Genomic DNA, 12,882 nt, shown 5'->3' with positions numbered 1-12,882 from the left:
TCGCCCGCATGAGGATTCTCGTGCTGGGCGGTGGCTGGTTCCTGGGCCGGGCGGTCGTGAGTGGCGCGCTGGAACGAGGTTGGGAGGTGACCACGTTCACGCGCGGCCTGTCCGGTGTCCCGGTGCCCGGAGCGGTCGCGGTGCACGGCGACCGGGAGCGGCCGGAGGACATGACGCGATTGGCCGAGCACGGACCGTGGGACGCCGTGATCGACACCTCCGCCTCCGAGCTGTCGCCCCGCGCCGTGCTGGGTGGCACCCGGGCCCTGGAGCCGGTCGTCAGCCGGTACGTCTACGTCTCCACGGTGTCCGTCTACGAAGGCTGGCCCATCGAGCCTCTGACCGTGGACTCGCCCGTGCTGGATGCCCCGGCCGACGCCGGACCGGAGTACGGGCAGCTCCCAGAGGGGTGGACAGGCCCAGACACGTACTACGGACGGCAGAAGGCCGGCGCCGAGCGGGCAGTGACCGAAGCATTCGGCCTCACCCGTACGAGTCTGCTCAGGCCGGGCGTCATCCTCGGGCCCGGCGAGTACGTCGGCAGGCTGCCGTGGTGGCTGCGCAGGGCCGAGCGAGGAGGCCGCATCCTCGCGCCGGGCGATCCGGCGAAGTCGATCCAGCCAGTCGATGTGCGGGACGTGGCGGCCTTTGCGCTCGATCAGGCCCAGCGTGTCGGGTACCAGGTTCACAACGTCACCGCACCGGTGGGCCGCGAGACGATGGGCGGCTTCCTCCAAGCGTGCATGGACGTGACCGGCAGCTCCGGCGAGTTGGCGTGGGTCACCGATGAGGTCCTGCTCCGCAGCGGCCTGCGCCAGTGGACAGAGATCCCGCTCTGGCGGACACACCCAGGCGTGTGGGCCGTCGACTCGTCGTCGGCGATCGCGGCCGGCTTCCCCCGTCGGCCGCTGGCGGAAACCGTCGCAGACACGTGGTCCTGGCTCCTCCAGGGCAACATGCCCGTTCCGCATCAGCGGTGGGACGAACATGGGATTGCCCCGGACAAGGAGCGCGCCGTTCTGGAGGGTGCCCGCTAGCCGATCCCCCCGTCGATGGCGAGCCGCACCGCGCCGGGTCCGAGGGTGCGCGGTGCGGCAACCAGCGTAAAGTCGTCGATCTGCTCTGCGAGGTCCCGCGCGACCAGGGCGTCGCGGAAGCTCGGCGAGGCCAGCTCCGCCCGGACCGCGTTCACCCGGCCTACGAGGCCGGCCCCGCGCCACTCCCTCGGCAGACTCAGTACGGGACGCATGGCCTCAGCGGCACCGTCCAGGTCACGCCGCATCAACAGGGCCGTCGCCAGGTCCGCGCCGGCTTGCGGGGCAACCGCGAGCGGTGTGGAGGCCGAGGACTGGGAAGCGATCAGTTCCAGCGACCGCCGGGCGGAGGCCTCCGCGCCGACCCCGTCCCGCAAGAGAAGCAGGGTTGTGCTGTTGCTCATGGCGACGCGTTCCACGCTGAAATCGAACTCACCTGCGATCCCATCGTGGAGATCGTCCACGGCGGGGCCTCGATCGGCCAAGCTTCGATCTATTGCTGCGTGGGCCTCCTCGGCCCGGCCGAGGTGCGCATACGAGCGGGCAGCGATTGCCGCCAGCCTCGCCTGGCCCGTGGCACCGACCCCTCGGAACGAATGGGCCCGCTCGATCTGGCGAACCGCCTGGGCGGGGTTGCCGCCCCAGTAGTACAACAGGGCGAGGTAGCCGTGGGCGTACGCCTGGAGCGGCCCGTGCTCCGCCACCTGGCCGTACAGGGCAGAGGCACGCATCAGTTCAACTGCGGTCGGCATCGAGCCGAGATCGAACGCGCAGGCACCCAGGAGCGCCGATGCCTGGCCGGCGACGACGTAGAGGCGGCCTCGTTGGGACAACAGCTGCGTACGGTCGAGCATCACGGTGGCAAGGCCGAGCAGTTCCTTGGCCGCCATGAAGATCTCGTGGGGAGGGGTGGTGGTGTTTGCTCGGACCAGGCGTACCAGGTCGTCCTCGAGTTGGTCGAGGCTGAGGTCGGGAAGCAACTGTGAGGCCGCGTCGGCGGCGTGGGCGCGGGCATCTCGTGCGGTCATGGCGAGTTCTCTTTCATCGAGCACTGGAGTGGGTACTGCGCGCAGTACCTTTGCCTGCTCGTCGGTGCAGGGCGCGAAGAGTTCGGCGACGGGCTTGCCGTACATCCGCTCGAGAATTGCGGGTGCCGGGTGGTGAGGCCGGGCAACTTGTCCGGCACGCCACCGCGTGAAGCTCTTGTCCGTCAGAACGACGTTTCTGAAGGCGATATCCCCGGTCCGCTCGTAGAGGAGCGCCGCGACCCGCCGGTACTCGGCCAGGAAGCTCCGGAAATCCATGCGGGCCTCGGTGACTAAGACATCGAACAAAGTGTTCATCGCGTCGCGGTCCCTTCGGGGCCGCAGCCCCAGCTGCGAACTACTTCATCCCCTTGCCTACCACCTCCGGACCGGTGGCCACACAGGTGATGCGGAAGGGTCCACGAACTGTCCGCAGCTTGTCCCTGGCCTCACCCGAACGAGGAGCAAGTGTCCCTGCTTCGTGGGTGGTTCTGTCTCCGCACCCCAGTCCATGGTTGATCCCCGTAAGCGAACTGTAACGGGGCGTCAAGACGCTCCTGATGACGGGAGCGATGCACATGGTGGCCGTCGAACAGCCGCGATCTCTCCACCACTGGGAGGCCACGCTGACGGCAGAGGCGGCCGCGGCTTCCATGGCACGCCGAATGGTGGGCTCAGTGCTCAGAGAGTGGGGATGGGAGAACGACCGGGCATCCGACCTGGTCCTCATCGCCTCGGAACTGGTGACAAACGTCGTTCGGCACGCCAGCCGGTCGCGCGGCAGTATCGGTCTGCACCTTCAGGAGACCGGCGGCGACTGCCGGATCGAGGTTCTGGACTACCGCCCTGACCTGCCGCTGCCGGAAACTCCGGTTGCCCGCGGCGAGTGTGGCCGGGGGCTGCTCCTCGTCCGCGAGCTGGCGGACGGAACGGGTGTGGTAACGACGGCCACGACAAAGAACGTGTGGGCAAGGGTCCTTCTTGCCGTTGACGATATGCCGAGGCGCACTCCGTGAAAACCGTGATCAGACGGGCCATGAGGACCGTCGGCTGGCAGCGTCGCCGAACGCCGCCTACTCCCCGGTCGGCGCCCACCCGGGCCGAGGCGGAACGCCCCACCGCCCCGGGCGTCTTCACCGCGAGCGGCCCTGGAGGCCGGCCGCACCGTTCTGGTGCACCGCCACCGCCTACTACACCTTCGGCCAGCCGCTGACGCTGTGGACGGCGGCGGCGCGCGACGTCCGGACGGCCGTCAGGGACGTCATCCACCACATGTGCGTCCTCGAACTCGCCAACCTGGCCGCCCAGATGGGACCCGTCCTGCCCTCTTCCACGCCGACAGCCGCGCCATCCTGCTCGAAGCCCTCCGGACCCACCACGGCCAGCCGGCCGCCCCGCCGATCGGGCGCCGCGAACTGTCCATCCTGATGTGCAGCGCGATGCTGCGCGCAGTCGGCCAGGAGTGGACCGAACAAGGTGACGTCTGGGCGCGGGTCGCAGCATGGTCGTCTTCCACTGGAACCGCGCCGGAGTATCCACGGCAGACCAAGCGGTCCTCGCCCGCGCGGCCCGCAGCCACATCCTCGGCGCCCCCGCGCCCCCCACCCATGAAACAGCCGACCAGCCGTTCCCAGCACAAGCGAGCCGCTGAAAACTGCGCGCAAGTCAGGAGCTCGGCTATCGAACTCCCATCCCGGGCTGTTGGTTGAGGTTCACCCCGCCCGGGGCGGGGCATCACCCCTGCCGCACGGCAGGTACTCGCTGCGCCCCCGGGCGCAGCGGGAACAGCACCGCCTCTACAAGCCGAACAGAGAAAGGACGCTGACCATGGGAGACGAGAACAAGGGTGGACCGAACGACGGCAAGGGCGGCGGGCACGCCAAGCCCGGCTCGCCGGCCATCGGCCCGAACCCCTCGAAGGACGGCCAGCAGCCGACCCCGGCACCGAAGCACAAGAAGAGTTGACCCCCGAACAGCAGCGGGCCGCATTGGTGGCGTCGCTCACCGACGCCGGTTCCCTGCCCCCCGCATGGGCTCCGGCCGTGGCGGCAGTGCCGCGACACGCGTTCCTCCCCGACACCATCTGGGCGGACGAGGACGGCGGCGACACCGAGTGCAGCCGGACCAAGGAACCCGAGCGGTGGATGCGGCTCGCCTACGGCGACCTGCCGATCGTCACGCAGTGGGACGACGGTGCCGGGGGCGGAGACCACCGTACTCCCACGTCGTCGGCGTCCATGCCCACCATGGTGGCCGAGATGCTGTCCGACCTGGACGCGGTCCCCGGGCACCGGGTGCTCGAAATCGGGACGGGCACCGGCTACAACGCGGCCTTGTTGGCGCATCGCCTGGGCGCCGAGATGGTGTCCACCGTCGAGGTGGACGCGCAGGTCACCGCGCAAGCCCGCGCCGCACTTCGCAGGACCGGCTGCACCCCCGAAGTCGTGTGCGGGGACGGCTCGCTCGGCTGGGGTGTACGCGCCCCGTACGACCGGATCATCTCCACCGTGTCCCTGCGGGACGTCCCGCCCGCCTGGGTGGCTCAGACCCGGCCGGGCGGGGTGATCGTCAGCCCCGTCTCACCGCTGCTGGGCGGCGGGGCGATCGTGCGGCTCACGGTGGGCGGCGACGGGACGGCGAGCGGTCCGTTCACCCGATCGGCGGCGTTCATGATGCTGCGCCAGCAGCGCTACCAGGGCACTCCGGTGGACGGCTACCTGCCCGGTGAATGGCCGGGCGACTCCGCGCAGTCCTGGACGAGCCTCGACCCCGAAGCCATCGGGGGCGACTGGCTTGCGCAATTCGTCTGCGCCCTCGCCCTGCCGGACGTGTACTACCGGCGCAACGAGTTCGGTGACGGCGGCTGGACGTGGTGGCTGTTCGACACGGCCGTCACGTCCTGGGCAACGGTCGACTCCGTGCCCGGGGAATCCCGGTTCGAGGTCCGCCAGTCCGGGCCCCGGCAGCTGTGGGACGAGACGGAGGCCGCCTACACCCAGTGGACGGCCGCCGGACGCCCCGGCTACGAGCGGTACGGGCTCACGGTGACACCTGCCGGACAGGCGGCTTGGTTGGACAAGCCCGGCAATCCCCTCCCGGGGCACCCCAAGTAGAGCGGTAGCCGGGCCCCTGCTCGCGCAGAGCGGGAATCGGCTCCAGACCGGGTCAGCAGTTCGGAACGGGGTCGGTCTCACTGGTGATGGCGGTGTCCTTCATGAAGCCGAGCTGGCCGTTGTCGGCGACGGTCATCAGCCAGCGGGTCGGGTGCGGCCCGCCGACCCAGGCCTGGTTGTCCTCCTTGCAGTAGAACCAGCTGGGGTCGGAGTTCATGTAGCCGACGACGGTGTCGGGGTCCGGGTAGATGTGGTTGTTGCCGACCACGCCGTACACGGGGGAGCCGGGCACGTTGTGGCAGTACCACCGGTTGCTCTCCCCGGGCCAGCAGTTGTCGGCCGCCGAGGCGGACGGCGCGGCCACGACGCCCAGGCTGACGGCGAGGACGGTGGCAGCAGCGGCGGTGGTGATCCTGGCGGCACGAGCGGTGCTGAACATGTCTCACTCCTGGAGTTGTGCCTGCGAGTCGGCCCGGACCGCAGCATGCCCAGCAGCCCAGACATGTCACACATTCGATACGAGCGATAACGCAAAGTAGCTGACTCTCGGGGGTTCGTGGCCGAACGTATTCGATCGCACGCACGGACGTCGGGGCGGGTGTTCGCCCCTGCCGCATCACCCGTCGACGATGCCAGCCGCCGGCCCCCGCGAGGGACTGCCCGGCGAGGGCGGCCCTGCGGAAGCGGCCGCCGGGAAACCGATTAGGTGATCGCCGCCTGGTGCCGTACCGTCGGTACTACCGACGCGGGGTGGAGCAGCTCGGTAGCTCGCTGGGCTCATAACCCAGAGGTCGCAGGTTCAAATCCTGTCCCCGCTACCACGAACGCCGAAGGGGCGGACGCGCACTGCGCGTCCGCCCCTTCGGCGTCCTTCGCCTCGTCGGCTCGGCCGCCCACCAACGGCGAAGGCGGGCCAGGGCCGGCTCGGGGCGGATGGGTAGTTCGCGGACCCGGATGCCGGTGCGCTGGATCCGCCAGAAGTACAAGCGGCTCAGGCCAAGCGGAAGGCCATCGCGAAACTGCGGGAGATCGCCCAGCGATATCCCTGCATGTCCGCGCACTGGCGCCTCACCGTGGACGCCTCGCTGATCTGACGACATCGCCACGGTCCGAGAGTATCTAGCCGAGATCGCGCTCACGGTCTTCAACGTGGGCGCCCCGAGGACTGCCACTGCTGCTCGGCGGCTAGGGAAGGGGGCCGTTGAGGTTGAGTCGGTGGAGGGCCAGGGCAAGGTGGAGGCGTGTGCGTCCTTGCGGGGTGTCGGGGGCGAACCCGAGAGCAGCGGTCAGCTTGGGTAGGCGCGCCTGGAGTGTGGAGTGGTGCAGATGCAACGCGGTGGCCGCCTGGCGGAGGCTGTCGTGGGCTTCGAGGGCGGCCAGGGTTTCCAGTGCGCCGGTGCCGGCTCTTTCTGCCGCGCGTAGCGCGCGCACATCCTCGATCAACGCGTTGTGCGGGGAGACGTGTTCGGCCACGAGGGCCAGGCCGCCTAGGGCGTCGTAGTTGAGGTGGCGCGGACCGTGGACCTCGGCTGTCAGCCGCAACGCGGTCAGCGCTCCGTGCCATGATCGCGGCAGCCCACTGATTTCCACGGCGGGGCCCAGCCCGGCTCTTGGCCCGTGCTCAGTCCCGATGCTGGGTCCAAGGCTTGCGGTGGGCTCGGTCGTGGCGTCGACGACGATGGCGGCGGTCACGTGTCCGAGGCGAGTGCTCCACCGGTTGATCGTTGGATCATCCGGGTTTCCCAGCAGGGCCGCGACCCTGAATCTCGCCGCGGGAAGGGCGAGTCTGCGCACGGCCTGCGTGCGGGCTGCGGCTGTGGCCTCGGGTGAGAGCAGCACTTCCACGCTGGCCGGGTCGTGTGTGGCGGCCCGGCCGCGGGTTCGGTCCAAGACGATGCCCGCCCCGGCCGCGAGGCGTTCGAGAACGATGGCGTCGGTGGGCAGCGGCATGCCGGTGCGTTCGAGCCAGACCCGGCCTGCGGTCGTACCGCGTAGTGCGGTGCCGGGCCAGGAGGGAACGTGTGCCGCCGGTTCCAGCCGGTGGCCGTCGGGATGGATGCGCACCAGGACGTGCCGGTCGGGATCGGCCAGCCCTGCCGTGCAGCCCGAGAGGATGGCCCCGGCCCTGACGAAGGCATCGAGGCCGGCCCGCTGCTCGACGAGGGTGTCGAAGTAGGCGATGGCGCGCACCGCGTCCCCGGCGGCGGGATCCAGTGCCGAGAGCTGTTGGAGCAGTTCTTCCACCACTGGACCATATCCGCCATATGGCGGATGACATGAGCCATCCGGCGGTGGATCGGGCGGCGACCGGCCAGGACACTGGGGCGGCGAACCGCTGAAGGAAGGACCCGAGTATGTACTCCCGACCACCGTTCGACCCCGAGTTGGCCGCAATCCTGGCCACCTATCCGCAAGAGGTGCGAGAGCTCGGCTGGCTCGGGCCGGCCGATATCCCCGCCTACCGAGAGATGAACGCGACGGTGCCCGGCGGGGCCGACGCGGCCGCGCTGCGCCGGGACGGGGCCGTCGAGATCGAGGAACGCACGGTGCCCGGCCCCGCCGGGGCGCCGGAGATCTCGCTGCTCATCATGCGTCCTACCCGCGGCGCAGGCTCACGCTCGTGCGTATACCACACCCACGGTGGTGGCATGATCTCCGGCAACAAGTGGGAGCTCTCCCACGTACTCGCCGAGTGGGTGGATGTCCTCGGCGTCGTCGGGATCTCGGTGGAGTACCGGCTGGCTCCCGAGCATCCCCATCCCGCACCCGTCGAGGACTGCTATGCCGGGCTGGCGTGGGTCGCGGCCAACGCCGACGAGTTGTCCATCGACCCCGAACGGCTGATCATCTGGGGCACGAGCGCGGGCGGTGGACTGGCAGCGGCGACGGCGCTGCTGGCTCGGGACCGCGGCGGCCCGGCCCTGGCCCACCAGATGCTGCAGGCGCCGATGCTCGACGACCGCTGCCGGACCCCGTCCAGCCAGGAACTCGACGGCGAGGGATTCTGGGACCGCCGGGCCAACCTGACGGCATGGACCTGCCTGCTCGGGCAGGCCAGGGGCGGGCCCGAGGTCTCGCCCTACGCGGCTCCGGCCCGCGCGGCAGACCTGAGCGGGCTGCCCGCCACCTACATCGACACCGGCCAGGTCGACACCTTCCGGGACGAGTCCATCGACTACGCCGCGCGGCTGTCCCGGTCCGGAGTCCCGGTCGAGTTGCACGTGTGGCCGGGGGCCTGGCATGCCTTCGCCACCGCCGCGCCGCAGGCGGCCATCTCGCAACTCGCCATCGCGGCCAGAACGGCCTATCTCAAGCGCGTCCTGGACTACTGATCCGAAAATGACAGCGGATTGACTCGTCAACAGGCGGGGTGGGCCACCGGTGCAGCGGCGCGGTGGCGTTGCACCGGTTCTCTGCGCGAACTCGGGAGCGAGCCGGACGTGCCCACTTCGTTTTTCGACCACCCCCATGAACCCCGGGGTCCACGCAAGCTGACCCAGCCCCGAAAAATGCCGGGTCCGGCGAGAATCGCCTCTCCGGCGTCTCAGCCGAGCTGACGAACCACAGGTCAGCGCACCGCTTCCAACCATGATCAATGAGACCGTTCCCGCGCGCTCGGGTGCGGCGGGGGCTTCGCCGGTGCGAGGGTGTGCCGGGGTTCAGGTTCGTGTGGTGAGTCGTGCGAGTGCCGTGTCGTACCGTGCCTGGACTTCCGTGTCGGGTGTTGCGCGCAGCAGTGCGGTGAGTGCCCGTACCGCGCCGTCGTCGTAGCCGGCGGACTCCGCCTCCCGCGCGGCGAGGTCGAGTTGGGTGATGCCCTCGGTGTGGTTGCCGAGTCCCAGCAGTGCTTCTCCCCTGATGGTGAGCAGCAGGACGCGGGGGATGTCGGTGGTGTCCGGTTGGTTGCCGAGGGCCAGGGCGTGGGTCGCGGTGCTGAGGGCCTGGTGCCAGTGTCCGGCATCGGTTTGGTGGCGGGCGAGGTGCTGCATCGCCAGCCGTTCCATCCTCTGGTCGCCGGTCTCGCGTGCCAGCTCGACCGCGCGTTCGCAGCTCCTCGCGGCCTGGTCCAGGCGGCCGAGGGAGGCTTGGACCATGGCCAGCACGATCAAGGCGTTGGCCTCGGCGAACGCGTCACCGGCGCGGGCGGCGAGCGCGGAGGCCGCTTCCAGGTGGACGAGTGCTTCCGGGGTGCGCCCTTCCTCGGTCAGGACCCAGCCGAGGACGTTGAGCACCCGGGCCTCGCCGTGCTCGTCGGCGTTGGCGCGCGTGGCCGTGAGGGCGGTCTCCAGGAGCGGTACCCAGCCGTCGCGGACGCGCCACACGATCAGTGGCCACATCGTCATGACGATGCGCCAGGTTCTGTCGTGCAGTGCGGCGGCGTGCGCCGCGGCGACCGCCTGGGTGAGGTTGTTGCGCTCGGCGGCGTACCAGGCCACGGCGGGCGGACCGGTCGCCGAACTCCCGCACGGCGGCCGGCGGCAGGAAGTCCGCCGGAAGTGGAAAGCAGTCCTCCGTGCCGGGCTCGGCCGCCGCGACGGCGCCGGTGGCGGTGGTGATGTAGTGGTCGAGGACGCGCTTGAGCGTGTCGGGCTGGGCGTCCAGGCCGCGGGCGTAGAGCCGCACGAGGTCGTGCATCGTCCACCGGCCGGGTGCCGTCTCGGTGAGCAGGTGCGCGACGGCCAGGCGCTCCAGGGCGCTCTCGGCGGTGGCGGGGTCGGTGCCGGCCAGGGCGGCCGCCGCGTAGCGGTCGACGTGCGTGCCCGGGTGGCGGCCAAGGGAGGCGAACAGACGGGCGACGTGCGCCGGGAGTTGTCGCAGGGTCAGGCGCAGCGCGGCCCGCACGCCGGTGTCCTCCAGGTCCAGCAAGCTCAGCCGCCGTGTCTCGTCGGACAGTTCGGCAGCCATCGTTCCCAGGGACCAGTCGGGTCGCCCTGCCAGACGGGCTGCTGCCACCCGCAGGGCCAGCGGCAGCCCGCCGCACAGCTCGGCGAGCCGGAGCGCGGCGGCCGGCTCGGCGTGGACCCGTTCGGTGCCGAGGATCCGGGCCAGGAGCATGGTGGCGTCCTGGGGGGCGAGGACGTCCACGGCGACGGGCCGGGCGGTGTCGGTGACGATCAGTCCCGGCAGCCGGTGCCTGCTGGTGACGACGGTGACGCAGCGGTCGCCGCCGGGCAGGAGCGGCCTGACCTGTTCGGAGTCACGCGCGTTGTCGAGGACGACGAGGAGTTGGCGGTCGGCGGCCAGGGCGCGGAAGAGTGCGGCCGCGCCGTTGGCCGACTCCGGTATTCGCTCCTGCGGCACGCCCAGGGCCAGCAGGAACTCGCGCAGGACCTCGACGGCGGCCGGCTCGCCGGTGTCGCTGAAGCCGCGCAGGTCGGCGTAGAGGCGCCCGTCGGTGAGTCCGGCGGGGTCGTGGTGGGCCCAGTGCAGGACGAGGGCGGTCTTCCCGACCCCGGCGGGCCCGATGACCAGGCAGACCGGGGCCTCCCCCGCCGTGGCCCGGGTCAGGGCGGCGAGCTCAGAGGCCCGTCCGTGAAAGGCGCGCGGTGCGCGCGGCAGCAGATCGGGCGTGCTCGTGTTCAGGGTGGCCTCCGGTGCGGCGGCGGGCGGCGGGGCGTCCGCCGTGCGGGCGGGGCGGGGCCGGCCCAGGCTCGCGGCCTCCTCCAGCTCCCGGGCGTCGGCCGCGTCCAGGCCCAGGGCCTTCGCCAGGGCCTGGACGGTGCGGCGCTGCGGCCCCCGGGAGCGGCCCTGCTCCAGATAGGACAGGGTACGTACGCTCACCCCCGCGGCGTGCGCCAGGTCTTCCTGGCTGAGCCCCGCCCTGCGGCGCAGACCGAACAGCAGCGTGCCGAAGGAACGGTCCGCCGGTGCGTACGAGGCCATGCTGAAGCTCTTCCCGTGTTCGACGTGGCCCCGCCGAACGCCGAACCTCAACCCGCAAAAGTATGCGGTACGTACTTTTGCGGGCGAAATTGCATGGTTGGCGCCCGCCCGCCCAGGTTGGATCTAGACCTGAGGAAGACGACCCCGGGAGCCAAACCGGGGAGTACTGCCCCTTCGCCGGGCCCTCGTCCCGCCGGGACCTGAAAGGCCCGGCGAGCGGGTAGCCGGTCGCTTCCCCGCTGTCCGTCCCGCGAGGACGCGCTGCCCCGATGCAGCGGCAGGCGCTCTCGCGGGCTCCTCGCCGCGCGCCACCACACCTGCGCGGAAGAGCTTTCAGGGAGTACCACCCGATGTACCTGCATCCGACATCCACCATGCGCCGAGCCGGAAGGCGGCTGGCGGTGCTGCTGCTGGCCATGGCCGCCGCCTGCGGCCTGGTGAACGGCCTCGCCGCGCCCCACGCTGACGCCAACACCACCCAGCGGTGGACCGACATCGACTGGGACATGACGGGCTACGACTCCGCCGCGCGCCCCAGCTCGGCCGCCGCCAATCAGTCCGGGGAATACCGGCGTGTGGTGGACCGGATGCGCGAAATCGCCGGCCAGCCGATGGCAGGCCTCCCGAACGCCCCCTACTTCTCGGACACGACGGTCCGCGGGCGTGAAACCGCCACCAACCGCGTCATCCGGGTGCTGGTGTGGTCCAACGCTGTTACCCCCAGCAACCCCAGGGGCGAGCGGCGGGCCGATGTCGCGCTGTACTTCTCCGTCGACAACCTGTACTTCATGGGCTTCTCCTCCCACGGCCTCCACTACCGTCTCAACGCCCCCTACACCGTGCGCCTGGCGGAGGAGATGCGGGTCCGCTTCAACATGCCGACCGCTCCCTTGCTCAACACCATCAGCTCCGACGGGGGCTACGCGTCGCTGGCCGCGAACCCGACGTGGCGCGGTGACCAGCCGTACACGGCGAGCAACTTCCTGACGCACTTGAGTGCCCTGGACACCGCCACCTCGGCGAACAGGAACTCCAACGCAGTGCTTCGGGCCATGGCCTACTTCATCGGCGCCACCTCCGAGGCGGCCCGCTTCGGCTGGATCGAGAATCGCATCGCCAGCGTTCTCATCTACAACGGGGACCCGACCGAGACGTCCCGCCCGGCAAACATCGGCCGGTTCGGCACGGACCTGGAGAACAACTGGGACACCCTGTCCACGGTGGCTCACCGGAGCGCACGGGGACAGAACACCACCGCCGTGAACATCGACGGGCGCCAGTACGCGGACTGGGAGGACATCTACGGCGGCGAAACCGCCAACCCCATCATCGTCCCCTTCCTCGCCATCCAGGGCAGCGGCCTCTGACCCACCACAACGCCACGGCGGCCGGGGCCCGATCCACCACGGACCGGGCCCCGGCCGCCGGCGGACTCCGGCGATCCGGGCCACGCAGGCCGCGGAGGCGGTGGTGGCGAGGTTGCGCAGCTGCCCGGACGCGCGCGCCTGCACGATCCCGGGCCGGGTATTTGCCTTGGGCGCCGAGGAGGGGTACTGTCAGCCAGTCGCTCGGCAGGGAGCACCGGACACGCATTGGCGCGGACGGTCCCGCGGTGGCCAATCCTTTCGAAACACCACTTCCCGGTTTCGGGCTGGGTCGCGTCTTGTCGCGGCTTGGTTCTTATTCGGCGTGTTCGTTTTATTGGATTGCGGTCGATTCGCTTTTCGGAGCGGGGATCGGCTAGAGTTTGAAACGTCGGACGGGGCGTCAAGCCGCAGAAGACACCAGCGAGTTGGATGAACGAAGCGCCGGAAACGGAGCGGAAAA

General features: G+C 70.4%; 11 protein-coding genes and 1 tRNA gene. 7 read left to right on the top strand and 5 right to left on the bottom strand.

Annotated features, from left to right (window positions below; translation table 11 throughout):
* Positions 1 to 8 precede the first annotated feature (8 nt).
* Positions 9 to 1,037, top strand: a complete 1,029-nt coding sequence (locus ACFVX9_RS35210; RefSeq protein ID WP_387985833.1) for an NAD-dependent epimerase/dehydratase family protein — start codon at positions 9 to 11, stop codon at positions 1,035 to 1,037.
* Here the strand turns inward: ACFVX9_RS35210 and ACFVX9_RS35205 are convergent.
* Positions 1,034 to 2,377 carry a tetratricopeptide repeat protein gene (locus ACFVX9_RS35205; protein ID WP_380380699.1) on the bottom strand — a complete coding sequence of 448 codons (1,344 nt, stop codon included), beginning with the start codon at positions 2,375 to 2,377 and terminating at the stop codon, positions 1,034 to 1,036. The two genes, ACFVX9_RS35210 and ACFVX9_RS35205, sit on opposite strands and share 4 nt — an antisense overlap.
* A gap of 260 nt (positions 2,378 to 2,637) precedes the next feature.
* Between ACFVX9_RS35205 and ACFVX9_RS35200 the strand changes: the two genes are divergently transcribed.
* From ACFVX9_RS35200 to ACFVX9_RS35190, 3 genes are all read left to right on the top strand, one after another.
* Positions 2,638 to 3,075, top strand: coding sequence for an ATP-binding protein (locus ACFVX9_RS35200; protein ID WP_387985829.1), 438 nt, complete (start codon positions 2,638 to 2,640; stop codon positions 3,073 to 3,075).
* A gap of 811 nt (positions 3,076 to 3,886) precedes the next feature.
* On the top strand, positions 3,887 to 4,024 hold the full coding sequence (locus tag ACFVX9_RS35195; protein WP_159398702.1) for a hypothetical protein: 138 nt from the start codon (positions 3,887 to 3,889) through the stop codon (positions 4,022 to 4,024).
* A 77-nt stretch (positions 4,025 to 4,101) separates the two neighbouring features.
* Positions 4,102 to 5,172, top strand: coding sequence for a methyltransferase domain-containing protein (locus tag ACFVX9_RS35190; protein ID WP_387985825.1), 1,071 nt, complete (start codon positions 4,102 to 4,104; stop codon positions 5,170 to 5,172).
* Between the two features lie 52 nt (positions 5,173 to 5,224).
* On the opposite strand, the gene ACFVX9_RS35185 is transcribed toward ACFVX9_RS35190, so the two are convergent.
* Positions 5,225 to 5,611, bottom strand: coding sequence for a hypothetical protein (locus tag ACFVX9_RS35185; RefSeq protein WP_380380706.1), 387 nt, complete (start codon positions 5,609 to 5,611; stop codon positions 5,225 to 5,227).
* Positions 5,612 to 5,916: 305 nt separating this feature from the next.
* On the opposite strand from ACFVX9_RS35185, the gene ACFVX9_RS35180 reads away from it, so the two are divergent.
* Positions 5,917 to 5,993 (top strand) — tRNA-Met (locus tag ACFVX9_RS35180).
* 364 nt (positions 5,994 to 6,357) lie between these two features.
* Here the strand turns inward: ACFVX9_RS35180 and ACFVX9_RS35175 are convergent.
* Positions 6,358 to 7,416 carry a helix-turn-helix domain-containing protein gene (locus ACFVX9_RS35175; RefSeq protein ID WP_380488002.1) on the bottom strand — a complete coding sequence of 353 codons (1,059 nt, stop codon included), beginning with the start codon at positions 7,414 to 7,416 and terminating at the stop codon, positions 6,358 to 6,360.
* 110 nt (positions 7,417 to 7,526) lie between these two features.
* On the opposite strand from ACFVX9_RS35175, the gene ACFVX9_RS35170 reads away from it, so the two are divergent.
* Complete coding sequence (locus ACFVX9_RS35170) at positions 7,527 to 8,504, top strand: alpha/beta hydrolase (RefSeq protein ID WP_387985821.1); 978 nt, start codon at positions 7,527 to 7,529, stop codon at positions 8,502 to 8,504.
* 327 nt (positions 8,505 to 8,831) lie between these two features.
* Here ACFVX9_RS35170 and ACFVX9_RS35165 read toward each other — a convergent pair whose 3' ends face one another.
* Positions 8,832 to 9,404: a tetratricopeptide repeat protein gene (locus tag ACFVX9_RS35165; protein WP_387985818.1), complete on the bottom strand. Its 573-nt coding sequence runs from the start codon at positions 9,402 to 9,404 to the stop codon at positions 8,832 to 8,834.
* Positions 9,304 to 11,055: a helix-turn-helix domain-containing protein gene (locus ACFVX9_RS35160; protein WP_387985815.1), complete on the bottom strand. Its 1,752-nt coding sequence runs from the start codon at positions 11,053 to 11,055 to the stop codon at positions 9,304 to 9,306. The genes ACFVX9_RS35165 and ACFVX9_RS35160 overlap by 101 nt, the downstream gene beginning before the upstream one ends.
* Before the next feature lie 350 nt (positions 11,056 to 11,405).
* Between ACFVX9_RS35160 and ACFVX9_RS35155 the strand changes: the two genes are divergently transcribed.
* A complete protein-coding gene (locus ACFVX9_RS35155) occupies positions 11,406 to 12,422 on the top strand; it encodes a ribosome-inactivating family protein (protein WP_380380817.1) in 1,017 nt (338 codons plus the stop codon).
* Positions 12,423 to 12,882 lie beyond the last annotated feature (460 nt).

The organism is Kitasatospora sp. NPDC058243, from assembly GCF_042882025.1.
Taxonomy (GTDB): Bacteria; Actinomycetota; Actinomycetes; order Streptomycetales; family Streptomycetaceae; genus Kitasatospora.
This window is presented reverse-complemented; position numbering and strand designations above follow the sequence as displayed.